Annotated in this window: 15 protein-coding genes; 6 read left to right on the top strand and 9 right to left on the bottom strand. The window is 69.7% G+C overall.

Annotation, left to right across the window (positions count from 1 at the left end):
* Positions 1-92: 92 nt before the first annotated feature.
* Positions 93-1,640 carry an aKG-HExxH-type peptide beta-hydroxylase gene (locus C1N81_RS43990; RefSeq protein WP_394437513.1) on the top strand — a complete coding sequence of 516 codons (1,548 nt, stop codon included), beginning with the start codon at positions 93-95 and terminating at the stop codon, positions 1,638-1,640.
* A gap of 55 nt (positions 1,641-1,695) precedes the next feature.
* Here the strand turns inward: C1N81_RS43990 and C1N81_RS43985 are convergent, their stop codons facing one another.
* Positions 1,696-2,421, bottom strand: a complete 726-nt coding sequence (locus C1N81_RS43985) for a LuxR C-terminal-related transcriptional regulator (protein ID WP_394437511.1) — start codon at positions 2,419-2,421, stop codon at positions 1,696-1,698.
* Positions 2,422-2,940: 519 nt separating this feature from the next.
* Between C1N81_RS43985 and C1N81_RS43980 the strand changes: the two genes are divergently transcribed.
* Positions 2,941-4,452, top strand: a complete 1,512-nt coding sequence (locus C1N81_RS43980) for an MFS transporter (protein ID WP_394437509.1) — start codon at positions 2,941-2,943, stop codon at positions 4,450-4,452.
* A gap of 61 nt (positions 4,453-4,513) precedes the next feature.
* Here C1N81_RS43980 and C1N81_RS43975 read toward each other — a convergent pair whose 3' ends face one another.
* The 3 genes from C1N81_RS43975 to C1N81_RS43965 form a co-directional block, all read right to left on the bottom strand.
* Positions 4,514-4,897: a hypothetical protein gene (locus tag C1N81_RS43975; RefSeq protein ID WP_394437507.1), complete on the bottom strand. Its 384-nt coding sequence runs from the start codon at positions 4,895-4,897 to the stop codon at positions 4,514-4,516.
* A gap of 135 nt (positions 4,898-5,032) precedes the next feature.
* Positions 5,033-6,793: a ThuA domain-containing protein gene (locus C1N81_RS43970; protein WP_394437505.1), complete on the bottom strand. Its 1,761-nt coding sequence runs from the start codon at positions 6,791-6,793 to the stop codon at positions 5,033-5,035.
* A gap of 35 nt (positions 6,794-6,828) precedes the next feature.
* Positions 6,829-9,687, bottom strand: a complete 2,859-nt coding sequence (locus tag C1N81_RS43965; RefSeq protein WP_394437503.1) for a PQQ-dependent sugar dehydrogenase — start codon at positions 9,685-9,687, stop codon at positions 6,829-6,831.
* Between the two features lie 330 nt (positions 9,688-10,017).
* Between C1N81_RS43965 and C1N81_RS43960 the strand changes: the two genes are divergently transcribed.
* A complete protein-coding gene (locus C1N81_RS43960; protein ID WP_394437501.1) occupies positions 10,018-10,605 on the top strand; it encodes an Imm21 family immunity protein in 588 nt (195 codons plus the stop codon).
* A gap of 284 nt (positions 10,606-10,889) precedes the next feature.
* Here the strand turns inward: C1N81_RS43960 and C1N81_RS43955 are convergent, their stop codons facing one another.
* The 3 genes from C1N81_RS43955 to C1N81_RS43945 all read right to left on the bottom strand — a co-directional run bounded on the left by C1N81_RS43955 (position 10,890) and on the right by C1N81_RS43945 (position 14,080).
* A complete protein-coding gene (locus tag C1N81_RS43955) occupies positions 10,890-11,804 on the bottom strand; it encodes a hypothetical protein (RefSeq protein WP_394437499.1) in 915 nt (304 codons plus the stop codon).
* Positions 11,805-12,176: 372 nt separating this feature from the next.
* Entirely contained in the window at positions 12,177-12,644 is a 468-nt protein-coding gene (locus tag C1N81_RS43950; protein ID WP_394437497.1) for a TrmO family methyltransferase domain-containing protein, read from the bottom strand.
* 38 nt (positions 12,645-12,682) lie between these two features.
* Positions 12,683-14,080, bottom strand: a complete 1,398-nt coding sequence (locus C1N81_RS43945) for a tetratricopeptide repeat protein (protein WP_394437495.1) — start codon at positions 14,078-14,080, stop codon at positions 12,683-12,685.
* 266 nt (positions 14,081-14,346) lie between these two features.
* Here C1N81_RS43945 and C1N81_RS43940 point away from each other — a divergent pair, with 266 nt between their 5' ends.
* Entirely contained in the window at positions 14,347-14,916 is a 570-nt protein-coding gene (locus C1N81_RS43940) for an ATP-binding protein (protein WP_394437493.1), read from the top strand.
* A 213-nt stretch (positions 14,917-15,129) separates the two neighbouring features.
* On the opposite strand, the gene C1N81_RS43935 is transcribed toward C1N81_RS43940, so the two are convergent.
* Together C1N81_RS43935 and C1N81_RS43930 are read right to left on the bottom strand one after the other, a co-directional pair.
* On the bottom strand, positions 15,130-15,273 hold the full coding sequence (locus C1N81_RS43935; protein WP_394437491.1) for a hypothetical protein: 144 nt from the start codon (positions 15,271-15,273) through the stop codon (positions 15,130-15,132).
* 12 nt (positions 15,274-15,285) lie between these two features.
* Positions 15,286-16,218, bottom strand: coding sequence for a LysR family transcriptional regulator (locus C1N81_RS43930; RefSeq protein ID WP_394437489.1), 933 nt, complete (start codon positions 16,216-16,218; stop codon positions 15,286-15,288).
* 111 nt (positions 16,219-16,329) lie between these two features.
* On the opposite strand from C1N81_RS43930, the gene C1N81_RS43925 reads away from it, so the two are divergent.
* Both C1N81_RS43925 and C1N81_RS43920 read left to right on the top strand, forming a co-directional pair.
* Positions 16,330-17,175 carry an alpha/beta fold hydrolase gene (locus C1N81_RS43925; RefSeq protein ID WP_394437487.1) on the top strand — a complete coding sequence of 282 codons (846 nt, stop codon included), beginning with the start codon at positions 16,330-16,332 and terminating at the stop codon, positions 17,173-17,175.
* Positions 17,172-18,554 (top strand): MFS transporter, encoded by a 1,383-nt coding sequence (locus C1N81_RS43920; RefSeq protein WP_394437485.1) that lies wholly within the window; start codon positions 17,172-17,174, stop codon positions 18,552-18,554. Before C1N81_RS43925 ends, C1N81_RS43920 begins: the two co-directional genes overlap by 4 nt.
* Positions 18,555-18,579 lie beyond the last annotated feature (25 nt).

Below are 18,579 nucleotides of genomic sequence, written 5' to 3'. Positions count from 1 at the left end.
GCTGCGCCCTTCGAGCAGGTGCCCCACGGACACCCCGAAGCGGAGCGCCAGGCGGCCCGCACACGCAAAGCCAGCACAAGGGATGGTTCGTGATGTCCGCTTCCTTCTCCACCGGGACCATCAGCGCCGTCAGGTCCACTGACACCAAGGGCGCCGGACCGGACGCCGACACCGTGGCCCGCGCCGATGCCCTGCTCAGCGCCGACCGGCAGTTCGGCGACTCCGCCGCCATCGGCGAGCGGAACCTCGCGCGGTTCCGGCTGGGCCTGACCATGCTGGCGCACCACGACGCCGCGGCCGCGGACCTGCTGCGGACCATGGCAGCGGCGTCGGGCGAGCAACTGCGCCCGCTGCTGTACGACCCGGTGCTGCGCAACTGCTTCGAAGTCGACCTCGTGGAGCTGGAGCGCGGCCGACTCGACCGCAGTTCGTTCGCCGTCTGTCTGGGCTACGGCGCGGCGGACACACCGCCTCCCATGGGCCCCTGTGAGGCTCTCACCGATCCCCCTGTGCGCGCCTGGCCCCACCTCGGCGACACCTGGGTCCTCACGGAGCCGCCCCCGCGCGACGACGCCCTGCAGAAGTTGGGCGAGCGGCTCATGGAGCTGTACCGGGACGCGGTGGGCAGCGGCTCGACGGTGCCGGTCCGCCCGACGGACGAGGTCCTGGCGGGCCTGCGCGGGGGCGCGGACCTCCTCGCGACGCTGATGCCCTCCTCCGGAGCCGGGGTGCTGGGGCACGTCACCATGGTCGGGTTCACTCACCGCGAGACGGAGGAGGGACCCCTGCAGTCGATGTCCGGGGGTGACCCGCTCCCCTCGGCGGTGCTCCTGGCGCCCGAGCGCTGCGCCAGTCCGTGGCTCGCCGCCGAGAGCCTGCTCCACGAAGGCGCCCACCTCAAACTCTTCGACGCCCTTCGGACGGGCGCCCTGGTCGCGAACCCCACCGAGCGGGTGCCGATCCCGTGGCGCATCGGTTCCTGGACGCTCATCCGGGTCTTCGTCGCCCTGCACTTCTACGTTCATGTGCTGGTGTTCCGCGCCGCCGCGGCCACCGCCGGCGAGTCGGTGCGCGAGCGGTTCGGCGCGCCTCCGACGGTGGAGGAGATCGACGAGCCGAGCCCCGATACCCCCGCCGCGCAGCACGGAACGCACCGGACGGCCGTCGAACGGGCCCGCTACCTGGCGGAGTGCGTACTGTCCCTGCCCGATGAGGCCCTGACCGAGAACGGGCGGCGGTTCGCCGACTGGCTCCTCACCGCCCTGCGGCTGGTGGACGACGAGGCGCCCGAGCCCCCGGCGCGGACCACCGCCGTGGCGGCCACCCCCGCAGAGGAGGCCGCACACGTGCCGGAGGCTCCCGTGGAGGGTGTCCTGGAGCGGGTCGCACCGGTCGACGCGTGCGCCCTGCCCAGCCTCGGACAACTCGTCGTGAGCACCACCCTGTCCGCGCGCATGCACTGGCTGAACGCACGCTCGTGGACGGTCTACTCCCTGTGCGACGGTCGCAGCCCCGGCTCGCTGCGCACGGCCTACGCCCGCGCGGCGGATCTTCCGGTGGACTCACCGGAGGTCGCCCGGCAGGTGGACGGGAGTCTGCGCCGGCTCCTGGCGGCGGGCCTCGTCACCCACGGCGGATAACGTCCGGAGGGCCGGTCACGGCCGAGCCGCCCTGTCCCCCGGCCCGGTGCTGCGCCTATTCGTCCGCCGGCCTGCGACCAGTACGCGCTTCTGTGCGCGGGCCGGTGGAGTCGGTGGTCTGCAGACCGGACAACTGCGCCGCGATGATGGCCTCCTGTCTGCTCGATACCTGGATCTTCGGCAGGATGACCGAGACGTAGTTGCGCACGGTCTTCTCCGATATGAACAGCTCCCGGGCGATCCGGCGATTCCCGTAACCGAAGGAGACTAACCGGAGGACCTCTCGTTCGCGGTTCGTGAGCACCGGGAACGGCATCTCCCGGAACTCCGTTGCCAGGCTTGTCAAGAGAGCGGAAAACTCGCCGCCGCCCCGTGTCCCCACGACGACGTATCCCTGCGCGACGGCCCGCACGGTGGGGGGCAGGTCCGTCGTTTCCGTGTTCTTCAGCAAGTAACCCGTACCTCCCGCCATGAGTGTGGTCAACAACAGCTTGTTGTCGTCGTGTTCAGGGGACACCCAGGCGATCAGCCGGACCGCCGGATACTGCCGGCGCAACTGCTCCATCAGCTCGATCCCCGCGCGACCGGGCGGGTCGAGGTCGACGATGACGACGTCAGGCCTCTCCTCGCGCACCGCACGGGCCCCCTCATGCGCGTGCTGCGTCCCTGCGACGACGGTCATCCCGCCGCTTTCCAGCGCGGAGCGCAAACCGTCGAGGATCAGGGGAATGCCTTCTATGACCACCACACGAATATCAGGATATTGCAACGTTTTATCCACTCTGCCTCGCTCCCAGTGTCATGACGGCGTGCGGCCTGCACAGTGCTTCGCCGCACGCCTCTTGATCTTCCTTGACCTCGCGAACAGGCGACTGCGCACAGGCGCGGCCACGCCCTCTCATGCCCCGGAGCGGCCTGGGCACCTACGGGGCCGAAGCCGTACGGTCCGGCCGGGGCGGGCCCGCTAATTCATGTGCGACGGAGCCGGAGGATGTCGTATCGTGACCGGGTTCCTGCGCCGAGGTGTCGGTGGCAGTGACCGGAGTTCCTGTTCCTGCTGTGTCGATCTTGAGGTGACGTCCTATCCACCAGGCCATGTAGTCGTCCGCGTTCCCCGCGTGCTGTTGTGTCGCACGTGTCCGGGGGCGGACGTCGCGCTGGCCTGAGTTGCGTCACCCTCCCCTGTTTTCAGTCTTTCCCGGGTGCGGCTCTGCCGTCTGCCCCGGGTCTCGTGTTCTCCGGCCCCGGTGCGGCTGTCGGCAGGGCTCCCCGATTCCTTTGGATCAGGAGTCTCCTCGTCGTGTCTTCCTCCGCGCTCGGCAACGAGCCGCACACCACCCCGCCCCCGAACCACCCCTCACCTGGCCTGTCGAAGATGGGCCTGGCCGCCTGGATCGCGCTCCTGGTGCTGCTGGGCGCCGAGCTGATGGACATGATCGACCAGTCGGTCGTCCTGACCGCCCTGCCCGCGATCCAGGAGTCGACCGGCGCAGGACCGGACGTGGTGCAGTGGCTGACCACCGGCTACTCCCTGCCCATCGCCGTCGGGCTGATGACCGGCGGACGCCTCGGCGACCTCTACGGCAGGCGGAAGATCCTCCTCGTCGGCACCGTCGTCTTCACCACGGCCTCGCTGCTGTGCGGCCTCGCTGTCGGGCCGGGTGCGCTCATCGGCGCCCGCGCCCTCCAGGGTGTGGGAGTGGCCGTCATGATCCCGCAGATCCTGGCCACCCTCCACGTCACCTTCGAGGGGCAGAACCGCAGCAAGGTATTCGGCCTGTACGGGGCCGTCATGTCGCTCGCCAATGTCCTGGGCCCGGTGATGGGCGGTCTGCTGACCGAGGCGGACCTGTTCGGGCTGTCCTGGCGGCCGATCTTCCTGGTCAACGTGCCTGTGGGCCTCGCCGTGCTCCTCCTGGGACACCGGTTCATCCCCGAATCGACCGTGAAGAGGGCCTCCCGGCTCGACCTGACCGGCATGCTGCTGTCCGCGACGGCCATCGTCCTGATCGTCTTCCCGCTCACCGAGGGGCACCTTCATCACTGGCCGCTGTGGTGCTTCGCCCTGCTCGCCGCGGGCCTCCTCGTCCTCGGCGTCTTCCTGCGCCACCAGCAGCGCAAGCAGGGTGACGCCCCGCTCGTGGCCCTAACCCTCTTCCGGAGCCGGCAGTTCTCCGGCGGCATGACCGCGCAGCTCATGCACGGCCTGCTGTGCGGGCTGTTCTTCATGACCTGGAGCCTCTACCTCCAGCGCGGACTGGGCATGAGCCCCTTCCACGCGGCCCTGGCCTTCGTACTGCTCTCCGTCGGAGAACTGGGCGGCGCGACGGTCACGGCGAAGACCGCCGGGCGCTTCGCCCGCCGTCTGCCGCAGGCCGGAGCCCTGATCACGCTCGTCTCAGTGGCCGCCTACGGGTTTCAGGTCGGCGCGGGCCAGGCGCACTTGACCCTGCTGGCGATGACCGCTCCGGTGGTACTGATCGGGTTCGGTCTCGGCATGGTCGGCGGCCCGCTCGCCGACATGTCACTGGCCAGGGTTCCGCACGAGGACGCCGGGTCGGCGTCGGGCCTGTTCAACACCGTCATGCATCTGGGCATCGCCCTCGGGACCGCGCTGACCGCCCTGGTGTTCTTCGCCACCACCGGAGGCTCACCCGACGCCGGGCTCAACAGCGACGCGTTCCTCAACGTGCTGTGGTGGGTCGGCAGCCTTCTCGCCCTGATGTGGGCTCTGATGTTCTGCCTGCCCAAGCAGGCCGACCGCCAAGCCGACAAGCAGGCCGACGGCCAAGCCGATAATCAGGCCGACTGAGCCACCCCCAGGTCCCGGCCACGACGCCGGCCGGGGCCTGGCCCTCGTAGAAATTCAGGTCCTAGGCGTCCGGCGACACGGGGACGTAAAGGTCCTGCGGTGACGCACTCAGGACGAACCCGTTGTCGAAGCGGACCCGCACCGTGACCATCGGCCCCTGTTCCTGGAACGCGACCCACGTCGGGTACAGCCCGCCGACCTTCTGCTCCAGCTGCCTCCTGCTCTCCGGGGGCATGCCGTCACCGTAGGAGTCGAGCAGCGCCTTGAGCCGCTCGTACTCGCGGACATCGGCGTCCTCCCGGACATGTTCGACGACTTCTTCCACGGTGCCTTCGGTGTCGGCGGCGAGGGAGAGGATGCCGATGACCGCCCCGGACACCTCGATCGGGTCGGTCAGGCGGAGATCGGCGGCCAGCTTGACCCGCTGGCCTTCCTGCAGAGTCATGGGGTTCCCTGTTCTACGGTCCGGTCGTGCTCGCCCCATGATCGCTCCCCAGCTGCCCGGTCGGCGAACCGCGGCACGGAACCCGGGGGGATCCGTGCCGCGTTCGTCACGCCGTGCCGATCACGCGCCGATCCGTTATGGCAGGGTCCACTTCTGGTTGACACCTGCGTGGCAGGTCCACAGGTGCACTGGCGTGCTGTCCGGCCATGTGCCGCCCGAGGCGTCCAGGCACTTGGCCGACTGCGGGTTGCGGACCGTACCGTCGGACTGCGGCGCCCACTTCTGCGCCCCGGAACCGTTGCACGTATAGAGCTGGACCTTCGTACCGTCCGCACTGCCGCCACCGGAGACGTCCAGGCACTTGCCGAGCGCCTTCAACGTCTGGTCCGAGCCGACCGTCCACTGCTGGGCCGAACTGCCGTTGCAGGAGTAGATCTGCACCTGGGTACCGTCCGCGGACGCCCCGCCACGGACATCCAGGCACTTGCCGTTCACCCCTTTCACCTCGCCGGTGCGCGACGTCGGCGGCGTCGTGCCCTCCTGCTTGATCCGGATGTTGCGGAACGCCACGTCGTCACCGGTCCCGTGGTTCTGCAGCCCGATGTATCCCTGTTTCAGGCTGCGCGCCGGATCCGTGTTGGTGAAGTCGTTGATCTTCCGGCCGTTGAGGATGACCTCCAGGCGCTCGCCGGTGACCTTGATCTCATAGGTGTTCCACTCCCCCGGCGGGTTCAGCGCGGCGTCCCGGGCGGCGATGTCCGCCGACTGGAAGCCGTAGACGGAGCCCGTGGTGCGGTCGGGGGAATCGGTGGCGTCCATCTGGATCTCGTAGCCGTTGTTCACCGCCGACCAGGGGTCGTCGGAGGCCGGGAAGCCAACGAATACACCGGAGTTATCGTCACCGGCCAGCTTCCAGTCGAGCTTGAGCGAGTAGTCGCCGGTGAACTCCTTCGCGTTGTACCAGAGCATGCCGAGGCCGTCGTACGAGGTGAGCGTGGAGTCCGCCAGGGTGAACCCGCCGGGCCCCGCCTGCTTCCAGCCGGTGGTGGACGCGCCGTTGAAGAGCGGCGTGTAACCGGTCTCCGCACGGCAGTCGGCCTTGGTCATCCCCGCCGCGTAGCGGATGCCGCCCAGCAGGTGACGGGTGAAGGCCGGGTCGCTGTAGGACTCCTCGGTGTGCCCTCCGCCGGTGTAGAACGCGCGGCCGCCCTGGTAATCCTTGCACCAGGCGATCGGGTGGTCGCCCGACATGCTGCCACCGGAGTAACTCGACTCGTCGAGCGAGGCGAGCACATGGGCCGTGGTACGGGGATTGGTGCGGTAGTTGTACCACTCGTCGGTGCGCTGCCAACTGCTCGGCAGGTGCGCGGTGGCCGCGTGCGCCCGGTCCTCCACCTTGACGGTGGCGGACTGGATCGCGGGATGCGACTGGAAGAGCGCCCCGGCGAGGCCCTCGTAGAACGACCAGTCGTACTCGGTGTCGGCTGCCGCGTGGACGCCGACGTAACCACCGCCGCCCTTGATGTAGTTCTCGAAGGAGGTCTGCTGGGCGGCGTTCAGCACGTCGCCCGTGGTGGAGAGGAAGACGACCGCCTTGTACTGGGTGAGGTTGCCGGAGAAGGCCGCCGCGTCCTCGGTGGCGTCCACCGTGAAGTTGTTCGCCGAGCCGAGGGTGCGCAGGGCGGCGATGCCCTCGTCGATCGAGGAATGGCGGAAGCCCGCCGTCTTGGAGAAGACGAGGATCTTGTAGGCGGGGTCGGCCATCGGCCGCGCCTCGGCCCGGGCCGAAGTCGGTGGGGCGGACTGCGCCACGGCCTGGGGCGCGACGGTCTGGGGTGCCAGCAGCAGCGCGGCGCCCGCGCACAGGCTCAGGACCGCTTTCAGTGTCGTACGCATGTGCTTGTCACCTCCGTTCATTGCGGCAGGGTTCGTCACGGCAGGGTCCACTTCTGGTTGACACCTGCGTGGCAGGTCCACAGGTGTACTGGCGTGCTGTCCGGCCAGGTGCCGCCCGAGGCGTCCAGGCACTTGGCCGACTGCGGGTTGCGGACCGTACCGTCGGACTGCGGCGCCCACTTCTGCGCACCGGAACCGTTGCACGTATAGAGCTGGACCTTCGTACCGTCCGCACTGCCGCCACCGGAGACGTCCAGGCACTTGCCGAGCGCCTTCAACGTCTGGTCCGAGCCGACCGTCCACTTCTGCGCCGAGCTGCTGTTGCAGGTGTAGATCTGGATCTGCGTGCCGTCGGCGGTGTCCCCGCCGCGCACGTCCAGGCACTTGCCGTTGACGCCCTTGATCTCCCCCGTGCGGGAGGAGGTGGAGGTCGCGAAGGAGAATTCGTCCACGTCGAAGAGGGATCCGCTGCCGCCCTTGAAGACGAGGTAGAGCGAGGTCGAGGCGGCCGGCTGATTGCTGAGCGGGGCCGTCACGTCCTGGAAGGTCTCCCAGTCACCGGTCACCGGCACGGTCGCGGTCCCCAGCAGGGTGCCTGTGCTGGATCCTGCGCGCACCTCGATGGTGCCGCCCGCGCCGGCCGAGGAGACCCGGGCGGTGAAGGAGGTGGCGTTCGCGAGGGTGTACGGCGTGAAGGAGATCCAGTCGCCGTTCTCGATGTTGCCGACCGTCTTGCCGCCGTGCGCGGGCGTGTGGCTGACCACACTGGCACCCGAGGTGGAGCCGTAGTGCTCGGCCTGGCGGTGGCTGGGCTGGACGATGGCCTGGGCGTGCGAGGTCAGCGCGGGCTGGCTGTTCGCACCCTTGTCGGTGTACTCGGCGTCGATGACGCCGAAGATGTTGGCGTTGGGGTCGTGTTCACCGTCCGCGAGGGTTTGCAGGGTGCCTGTGCAGCCGGTCGTGGAGGTCTGCGGGTGGCCGTGGCTGTCGTGGCCGACGATGAAGGTCACCTTGACCTTGGAGCAGTCGACGGTCCCGTCCTCGGGGTCGGTCACGGTGACCTTGAACGGGATCGCCGCGCCGAAGTCGTAGATGCTGCCGTTGAGCGGCAGGTCGACCTTGACCGTCGGGGCCGTGTTGCCGACCGTGATCTGCACCGAGGCCGTCGCCGACTTGCCGGTCGGGTCGGTGACCTTGAGCGTCGCCGTGTACTGCCCGTTGGCGGTGTAGGTGTGGGACGGGTTCGCCGCGGTGGAGGTACCGCCGTCGCCGAAGGTCCAGGAGTAGCCGAGCGCGCCGCCCTCCGGGTCGGAGCTGCCCGCGGAGGAGAAGGAGACGGCGAGCGGCGTCTTGCCGGAGGTGACGTTGGCCTTGGCCGCGGCGATCGGGGCCAAGCCGTTCTCCGCGTACTCGATGCGGTAGAGGGCGGAGTTCTCGTCGCCGTTGAAGTAGCCGGTGCCGTAGTCCAGGACGTAGAGCGCGCCGTCCGGGCCGAACGCCATGTCCATCACCTGGGTGCCGGTCCAGGGGAAGGCGTTGATGGACTGCACGGTGCCGCTGCCGTCCTGCTCGATGCGCTTGATCCACTTGCGGCCGAACTCGCCGGCGAAGAAGTCGCCGTCGTACTCCTGCGGGAACTTCACGTCCGAGGTCGAGGAGGCGTTGTAGCGGTAGACCGGACCGCCCATCGGCGACTCGGAGCCGTTGCCGAACTCGGGTACCGAGCCGCCGTCGTACGGGATCCAGGCCGCGCGGGCGGGTGGCAGGTCGGTCAGGCCGGTGTTGCGCGGTGAGGTGTTCTTCGGCGCCGCGCAGCTGAAGGCCGAGCCCGAGGTGCTGGTGGCGAAGTCGTAGTCCACGTAGGCGTTGTTGTTTCCGGTGCAGTACGGCCAGCCGTAGTTGCCCGCCGAGGTGATCCGGTTGAACTCCACCTGCCCCGCGGGCCCGCGTGTGGCGCTGGCGGTTCCGGCGTCGGGGCCGTAGTCGCCGAGGTAGACGATTCCGGTGGGCTTGTCGACGGTCATCCGGAAGGGGTTGCGGAAGCCCATCGCGTAGATCTCGGGCCGGGTCTTCGCGGTACCGGGCGCGAACAGGTTGCCGCTGGGTATGGAGTACGAGCCGTCGGAGTTCACCTTGATGCGCAGCACTTTGCCGCGCAGGTCGTTGGTGTTGCCGGCGGAGCGCTGTGCGTCGTAGGCGGGGTTGCGGGAGGAGCGTTCGTCGATCGGCGTGTAGCCGTCGGAGGCGAAGGGGTTGGAGTCGTCGCCGGTGGAGAGGTAGAGGTTGCCCGCCGCGTCGAAGTCGATGTCACCGCCGACGTGGCAGCAGATGCCGCGCGAGGCGGGCACGTCGAGGATCTTCTTCTCGCTGGCCAGGTCGAGGCTGTTGTCCGCCTTCAGTACGAAGCGCGAGAGCCGGTTGACACCGTCGAAGGGGGTGAACTGGGCCGCCGTGCCGTCCGAGGGCGCGTCCCCGCCGGGCGTGCTGAGCACCGGGGCGTAGTAGAGGTAGACGAAGCGGTTGGAGCTGAAGCCGGGGTCCACCCCGACGCCCTGCAGGCCCTCCTCGTCGTGGCTGTAGACGCTGAGCTTCCCGGCGACGGCGGTGGTGCCCGCCGCGTCGGTGCGCCGCAGGGTGCCGTCCCGGGAGGTGTGCAGGACCGAGCGGTCCGGGAGCACGGCGAGGGTCATCGGCTCGCCCGTCTCGGCCACCCCCTTCGCGAGGGTGACCTGCTGGAACGTGTCTGCCACCGCCGCCGCCGGCGGCGCCTCCGCGGCGATCGCGGCCGGGGTCAGCCCGCCTGCCGCGAGCAGGGCCGGGACGGCCAGCGCGAGCAGGCGGCGGAGTCTGGGATGTCGTCGTGCTCTCGTGGATCTGGGCGTACGTGTGCGCACGGGGGCCTCCCGTTGGGGGGTGGGTTCCGTTGGGGGGTTCCTGAACCAGGTCGGGCTGGGAGAGCTCGGCGCGCGCCGTCGCGCCGTGGAGCACCGGACTACGCGAAGTATGACCGGTTCATTTCAAGGAAGTTAGCGGCCTTGGTCCGATCCCGGAAGCCCTTTGACGCGCACGCCCGTCTTCTTTCTCCGCTATCAGGACAAAGGCTGGAACTCGCTTTCTGCGTCGCGGAGTTGAGCCGCCGACGAAGATGCCCACAGCTGATGGCCGCGAGCGGTCTCCTCTGGCTCAGGAACGTTGTGTCAGTGGGTGAGACCACACTGACGTGCATGATCACCTCTTCATCCGTCGCAAACGACGCCTCTGGCCTCTCCCCTGTCTGGGTCGAGTCGATGGGCGGCCCTCTGATCGTCGTCCCCGTCTCCGCCCTGGCCTCCTGGGGCGGGTGCACGGAGAAGGGCCTCATGGCGGGAGACGGCGCTGCCCCGGACGACTACGACCGGGCCTGCGCGGTGGACGACCTGGCCGGCGTGATCCCCATCGACGAGAACGGTGCGCAGGCACTGGTGCTGGCGGACGAGCCGGCGACCAGTTGCTATCTGCCCCAGCACCGAGCGTTCCTGCGGTGGCGCGCCGCCGACTCCGAGGCCGGACTGAGAGCCGCGACGGACACCGTCCTCGCCGACCCGGCCACGGTGTGGGAGCAGTGTGGCACCTGGTCCTCCGATGGCCCGGCGGTGCTCATGGACTCCGCCGAAGCGGGTTCCGACCTTGGCATCGAGTACCCCGGTGGTGGATTGCCCGCCGAGGCACCCGTCCCTCTGCCCGCCGGGCGCTGGAGGGTCCGCGCCATGCAGACCGAAGTGGACGAGGAGAACTGGGTCGGCCTGGTCCAGCTCCTGCCCCTCGAACCCTGAACGGACCGTACTTTCGGGCCGTCGTTCGTCCGCCGGTACGCGGCCGCCAGCAGGAGTCGGTCTTCCAGTGACGGTCCCCAGGACGCGTGCAGCAGTTTCCCCGGGTATGACGTGTCGGCCGACGTGCCTGCGCGACCGACATCTACCGGTGAGCAGGCACGCGGACCCGGACCCGCTGCAAAAGTGATCGCATGTGGTTGCCGCCCGAACCAGCGCGGTCGCCTCTCACATGGCCGGGTCCAATCGGCCGCGACGGAGGACTTGCCCCGGGGCACTGCCGAGCGTCAGCTGTCGAGATCGAACACGCCCCAGGCGGTGAACGGCTCGGCCTGCACATAGATCCTGCTACCCCGGCTGACGGCCCGTCGGCGGCCGGGGACGGGGGCGGGGGCGGGGGCGGGGGCGGGGGCGGGGGCGGGGGCGGGGGCGGGGGCGTCGGGGAGGCTCAGCACGCCGACGCCGGTCGGCTCGACCGAGGTCTCGGTGATCTCCCCGCAGGCGAGCCGGTCCCGCTCCCCGTCGTAGCCACCGTAGAAGGCGACCCGTTCGCCGTGGACAGCCAACGCATGCGCACCCCGAATGTCGTTCGCCCACACCCGCACGGTCCGGTCGGTTCGCTCGGGGCGTATCTCGATGAGCGGGAAGTCCGTGTAGGTGCACGCCCAGGCGGTGGTGCCCGACACGTTCAGGGCGTAGCAGTCGAAGAGGCCGGGGATACCGGCGCCGTACGAGCTCCACACAGGCTGGCCGGTGGTGGTCCAGCGGCGGATCCCGTCCGGGTTCTCGTCGAAGTGGCCGACCCAGACGTAGCCGGCCTCGTCCACGAGCAGATGCTCGATGGCATCCCCGACCGAGAAGGACGAGGTCTCACGGCCCAGCGCGTCGAAGACCTGGACCTGGTCGGAGTCCTGATACCGGCGGGTGCGGGGAGCGGCGACCACGAACCCGCCGTCGGGCAGACGATCCAGGCGCGGCCAGCGGGACCGCACCGCGCTCAGCTCGGTGAACTCGACATCGCCGCCCGGCTCGACGGAGACGACGAGCGCGTCGAAGGGCTGTACCTCGCCGCCGGGCTGCGGTACGCGGTCGGCAAGCAGCCAATGGGCGGCACCAAACACGTCGACGGTACTGGTCAGGACGTGGCGGTCACGGTGTGCTCGGGGAAGGCGGGCGTAGGGAACGAGGGTGGTCTGGTGCATGGGCGGGCTCTCCTGGGCTGGCGGGTCACGGCGATCGGCGCTGCGAAAAGCAGCGGCCGGCGGCGCGCGAGCGGTGGAGAGCCGAACAGGGCGCCTAGAGGGCATGGCCCTTTCTGGTCGTCATGCGGAGATCATCGTCGACCTCCGGCCTTGGGACAAACCCTTTCCGCCCAGCCCCCGTCGTTCGGCCGGAAATGGAGACGGTCCGGCGTCGACAGGCGGGGCGTCCCAACCGCCGAACGTGCCGGCCACGGCGAGTCCGACCGCCAGAACGTCGGCGGCCTCCCTCAGGTACGGATGGCCTCTGCCAGGCTGCGATCAGGGACGAACGGCGAAGTCGCCGCAATGCGCCACCCCGCAAGACGGACGCGTCTACTTCTCCGTCCAGTAGTCGGCCAACATCTCCCCGGGCCAGGCCGGTTCGCGAATGGGCCCTCGGGGGCCCATCTCGGCGAAGTACGGCGAGAGGTCGTAGATGTTCGTCCCGACGACCGCGTCCAGATCGGTGACGCGAAGCCGCAGGCCGTCGATCTGAAGCAGTCGCGGGAACGACTGCGCGAGCTGGTTGGGCCTGCGGTGATTCCGGTGGGCGAAGGTGCCGGTGGCCGGCCAGGCGGCGTTCCCGCGCGGGCTTCGGGCGTGGTACTCGACGTCCTCGGGCGAGGCTTGGTCGAAGTGCCACAAGACGATCAGGTGGGAAAATTCAGGGAGGCCCTGCACGGAGTCGAGGGGGAACTTCTCGTCGAGCTGGATCACTGACTCGATGCCGCCCCAGTAGTCGTCCACGACCTCGGTGCGGCCCTCGACGACTTCCCCGATCGGCTCGAGCTCCAAGGCCATGTCCTGATCCTTCCACTCCGTCGCCACTACCGCCCGGGTCAATCTACTTCCGACAGATACGACGCTGCCCGGGCGTCGAGAACGCCGACGGCCGGAATGCCGCGCCGGTGATACGGACTGAGCAACGTGCGCATGTCCTCGACCGCCTGTCGCGCCCGGCCGGAGTACATGCCCTCCTCCACGGCGTCCAGGACTCTCGTCCACGTGGCGCAGGCCTCCTCGACTCTTCCCTGACCGATCTGCGTCGCCCCCAGGTATCCGAGGGTCACGGCGTTCGTGCGCCGGAACGCGGCCCCGCGCGTTCGCACAGATCGGCGGAACTGCCTGATGGCACGCTCCGGGTCGCCCAGGTCCCGGAGTGTGCACGCCGTCTCGTGCGCGAGTGAGGCCTCTCCGAAGAAGAAGGTGCGTTCCGGCTCCCTAATACCGTCGTGTGCCTCGCTCAGATCGTCCTCGGCACGGAGCAGTGCGTGTGCTGCCTGCTTGTTCAACTTGTTGGCGGCTAGAGCGCGCGCGTGCACGACGCCGAGCAGTGCCCGCTCGCGCGGCGTGGCGGCGGCATACCGTTCGCCCTGCACAGACGCCTGCGCGATCTCCAGGGCTTCGCCCCGGAACCCGAGGTCGAGCGCCTGGTGAGCCATCGCTCTCAGAATGTGCCCGCTCAACGGAGCGTCGCCCGCCCGGGCGGCCAGCTTGACCGCAGCGTTGAAGCGTCTGAGGGCCACGTCGTGCTCACTGTTGTCGAACGCCATCCAGCCGGACACGTAGGTGAGCTCCGCGACCGCGCCGAACATGTCCCGCCGCACACGATCGTCGGGGAAGCGTCCCTTCAGGAACGGTGCGGCCTCGCCTTCCAGGTATTCGTCGAGCGCCCGTCTGCCGTGCCCGCCTCCCCGGCGCTGATCCATGCTGGAGAACGCCACGGTCAGCTCACGCACCGTTCCCACGTCCCCGCCGGCGACGCGCTTCCCGGATACCGGCGCGTCGACCTTCGGCCCCTCCGACATGGTCTCCCACCAGGTCGGGTCAGGCAGCGCAAGCCCTGCGGCGGAGTACACCCCGCCAGTGATCAGGCGACGCCGGCTCGCGTCCACTCCACTCCCCAGTTCGCTCAGCGCAATCAACGGATCGACGCGCCAGTCCAGCGCCTCCTGCGCTGGTGAGGTGGGAACTGCGAACCCCGCCGCTTGTGGCGTGATTGCACGCTTCAGACGGCGGGACAACGCCTCGCACAACACAGCGGATGCGACGCCCGTCGGTTTCGTGCCTTCGACCCACGCGGCTACGTGTGTGCGCCCGATGTGGGAGTTCTCCACCGCCTCGCCGCCGTCAAGGGTCTCCCCGGCGACTCGGTTGTACGCGGCAGCTGCCTGCGCTCGTGACCAGCAGGCCTCCAGCAGCAGTGCCTGGAGCCGCTCGTTTCTCTCGCGCGCCATCGTGGGCTCTCCCGCAGTGGAAAACGACCTCTGGTCAGTTGGTGCGACCTGGCTTGGCAGCATGCCGACCCGGCACGTTCGCTCACGCTACCGCTCCTTTCCACCCGCCCATCGTGGCGCTGGCGGGAAGTCAGCCATTCGGGGAACGGGGCGGAGATGATCTTTGTTCACTTTGTTCACCCTGGACCCCTTGCCCAGGTACCGGGACCAGTGCATGAGCGATTCGCTTGTGGTGCCAGCCACACCGATGAGCAGGAGCGCACCAGATGGACCTGTCAACTCGCCCCAGCACCGTGAGCGTCAGCAATCTGGCGGCCCTCGGGCAGCAGCGACGGAGCAAGCCCGCACGTCAGTCCCGCGTTCCGCTTGCCGTGATGCCGCCCGTCATGCCCTCGCAGATCGCCGCCGCGGGCGAGAGAGAGCCGCATGTCGTGCCACGCCTCCGCCGCATCGGAGCCGCGTGGTTACGGAACTCGTGCCGGATGCCGGAGGAGCGTCTGAAGAACGTGCTCGTCGTCCTCTCCGAGTTACTCACGAACGCCGTCCTGCACGGCAAGGGGCACTCGGTGAGCTATCGCAGCTGGTCACCGCAGCCGGGCCTGATCCATCTCGAGATCGACAACGGAACAGAGATCGAGGAGGCGCCTCAGCCCCAAGTGGTCGCGCCGATGGAGGAGTCCGGGCGCGGTCTGCTCCTCACCTCCGTGTTCGTCGAGGAACTGGGCGGCGACTGGGGCTTCACCAACCACGGCGCCACCGCCTGGTGCCGCCTGCCCATCCACGACGACGACCAGCTCCAGGGGCCCATCGGAACACCCCCGCCTCCGCGGCGCTGATCCGCGGACGGCGCCGCAAGACGAGATCGGCCCGGGTCGACCATGCTGCCGCCGTCACCACGGGTTCCACCGGACCGGACGTGGGGACCATTGAGGCCCAAAAGGCCGAGGCCGCCCCTCCAGCGCGAGGACGATGACGGCGCCACCACTTCCTCCTGCCGCTGACGAGCACGCCGGTCCATCAACCGGGCCCGTTGCAGGGCAGGACGCGGCTCAGCGACGGACCAGCACCGCGTGGGTGACGGTCGGCGAGCCGACCAGCTCGGACACCCGGTAACCCTGGATTCCGTCCCCCAGGTGGTCCAGCAGCCGCTCCCGGTCCCCGATGAGCATGAAGCCGTCGAGGGAGATCGTCACATCGTGACCGGATCAAGTGGGCGGCCGGAGACGGTCGTCGAGCGCGGCGCCGACGTCGGAGCAGTTCTTCCGGATGGTGTCGAGGAAGGCGCGCAGCACCGGGGAGTGGTCGCGGGCCGTGAAGGACAGGACGAGATCGGGCAGGGGCGTGCGCGGGGTCACGTCGCAGAACCGCACTCCCGGGCGCGGGACCGCCCTCATGCGGGACGGTCCCAGGCCGACGCCGACGCCCGAGGCGGCGAGGCCGATGATCGTGTGGACGTCCCTCGCGACGGTCGCGCCGCCGAGAGCCGGTGCGTCCGCGCCCAGCAGGGTGCACAGCCCGGCGACGACGGCGGGCTCGTCCTCACCGGCCGACACGATCAGCTGCTGTCGCCGCAACTGATCGGCTGAGACCGCCTGTTGACCCGCGAACGGGTGTGCCGTGTGCACCACGGCGATCACGTGGTCGTGTCCGACGGGGACGGAGACGAGATGCTCGGCTCCGGCGCCCCGTGGCGGGCCGAGGGTGAAGGCCACGTCCAGCTCCCCGGCGACGAGAGCCGGGCTGCTGCGGCTGGTCGCCATCTCGTGCAGCTCCAGTCTCACATCGGGTCGTTCACGGCCGAACCGGCTCAGGACGCCCGGCAGCGGGTCGAGCAGTGCCGAGGCGATGAAGCCGAGGCGCAGACGTCCCGTCTCGCCGCGCGCGGCCCGGCCCGCGTCGACCGTGGCCGCCGCGATCTCGTCGAGCGCCCGGCGCGCCCGCGCGAGGAACGCCTCGCCGGCGGCGGTCGGGAACACCCCGTGACGTGTGCGGTCGAACAGCCGGGCCCCGACCTCGCGCTCGAGGTCGGCGATCTGCTTGGACAGCGGCGGCTGCGCGATGCCCAGTGCGCGGGCCGCCCGGCCGAAGTGTTCGTGCTCGGCGAGAGCAACCGCGTACCGCAGGTGCCGCGCTTCCATGACCGCTCCCCGTCCTTCCCCTCGTCCGCCGGCAATACCTCGAAGATATCGCCAAGCCACTTATGAGATCTATGAGTGGATGGCGTGATGCGTTCCGTCTGAAGTGGAGGCATGAAGAACGTCTTCCTGACCGACACCGTCTACGTCTTCGTGCACGGCGCCTGGCACAGCTCCGGACAGTGGGCGGCGACGCAACGCGCCCTGGCCGGACTCGGCGCCGCGAGCGTGGCCGTCGACCTGCCGGGGCACGGCTTCGACGCGCCCCTGCCCAGCGGATACCTGCTGCCCGGCCAGCCGGGCCTGCTGACGGAGAAGTCACAGCTCGCCGGCCTGACGATGGACGACTGCGCCGAGGCAGTGCTGGGCGTCCTGCGCCAGGTGCGCCACCACCGCACGGTCGTGCTCGTCGCGCACAGCGCGGGCGGCGGTCCCGCGTCCCTGGCCGCCGAGCGGGCGCCCGAACTGGTGGACCGGATCGTCTACCTGTCCGCTTTCGTCCCGGGCGGGCGGCCGCGGTTCTTCGACTACCTGGGCTCACCCGAGAACACCTCCGCGCTGGGCCAGAACCTGAACCTGGGCAACCCCGAGGCCCTGGGCGCCGTACGGATCAATCCGCTCTCGACGGACCCCGCCTACCTCGACGAACTGCGGGAAACCCACTACCACGACACTCCCCTGGACCGCTTCGACCGGTGGCGGTCCGTGCTGAGCCCTGATCTGCCCCTGGCGATTCCGTCGGCTCCAGTCACCCTGAGCGCGGCACGGTGGGGACGAATACCGCGGACCTTCCTGCGCTGCGCCGAGGACCGGGCACTGGCACCCGCCGTGCAGGACGTGATGATCGCGGAAGCCGACCGGGCCTTCCCTGAGAGCCCGTTCACCGTGCATACCCTGCCCGGCAGCCACAGCCCGTTCGCCGCCCGGCCCGGCGAACTCGCCGCGGCCCTCGCCCTGTGAACCGGCTCGTCCTGCCGGTCGTGCTCAGCGCGACCTTCGTACAGTTGCTCAACGTCACCGTCGCGCAGATCGCCGCCCCGGCGATCCAAGGCGACCTGGGCGCCGGCTCAGGTGCCGTGCAACTGATCCTGGCCGGCTACACCCTGACCTACGCCTGTTTGCTCATCACGGCCGCGCGCCTCGGCGACCGGTACGGCTACCAGCGGCTGTTCGTCCTCGGCACTGTCGTCTTCACGGCCGGTTCAGTGGCTGCCGCGTGTGCTCCCGATGCCACGTTCCTCGTCACGGCGCGGCTGGTCCAGGGCGCGGGCAGCGGCTTGGTCGCCCCGCAGGTTCTGTCGATCATCCAGGTCACCGTGCCCATGGCCCGGCGTCCGTGGGCTCTCGGCCTGTTCGGCGCCACGATGGGAGTGGCGTCACTGGCCGGTCCGCTGATCGGCGGACTTCTCGTCGGCGCCGACCTCTTCGGGCTCGGCTGGCGCTCGGTGTTCCTGGTCACGGTGCCGGTGGCACTCGTCTCGCTCGCGGGTGCGACCGTGCTGCCCCGCACGCGAGGCGCGGCCGGACGGCGCGTGGACGGGGTGGGCGTGTTGCTGACCACCGTGGGTTTCGGTGCGCTGGTACTGCCGCTCGCGGTGGGAGGACAAGCCGGCTGGCCCTGGTGGACGTGGGCCTCCCTGGCCGTGTCCGTGGCCGTCCTCGGCTGCTTCGCCCTGACGCTCCCGCACCGGCCGGATCCCCTGGTGCATCCGTCGCTGTTCCACGACCGCGGGGCGCGGGCAGGGGTGCTGCTGGTGTTCGTCTTCAACGCCGGGGTGCCGTCCTTCACGTATCTGTTGTTCCTGCATCTGCAGTCGGCCCTCGGGTATCCCGCCCTCAAGGCCGCCCTGACGTCGGCTCCGTTCGCGGCGGCGGCCGTGCTGGGCAGCCGTCGCGCGCCCGCGCCGGCCCGCCGGTACGGGTCGGCCGTCCTCACCGTCTCTGCGCTGGTGTTGGCGGGGACGGCCCTGGCCCTCGCACCGCTCATCGGCACGGAGGCCGGACGCTGGGCGGTCTTGCCGGTCCTGGCTCTCGGCGGTGCCGCCTTCGGCTCGTTCACCGCCTCGGTGTTCGCGTTGGTGCTTGCGCGCGTGGACGCCAGCGCGGCCGGTTCTGTGTCCGGGCTCCTGCCCACGGCTCAGCAACTGGGCGGGTCGATCGGGGTGGCAGCGGCCGGGCTCGTCTACTTCGCACCCGCTGCAAGCCCGGGCGCCGCGTTTCGGCACGCCATGAGCTACGAGGCCGCGGTCTTCGCCATCACCGCGCTGATCAGCCTCCGGATGCGCGAACGGAACCGACCGGCCATGCCGTCGGCAGACACAGCGCGGGCTGAGGCATAGCCCCGCGCGGGCATCAGTAGCCCAC

This window comes from Streptomyces sp. SGAir0957 (genome assembly GCF_043523415.1).
The sequence above is the reverse complement of the archived record's forward strand: the minus strand, read 5'-3'. Positions and strand labels throughout refer to the sequence as shown.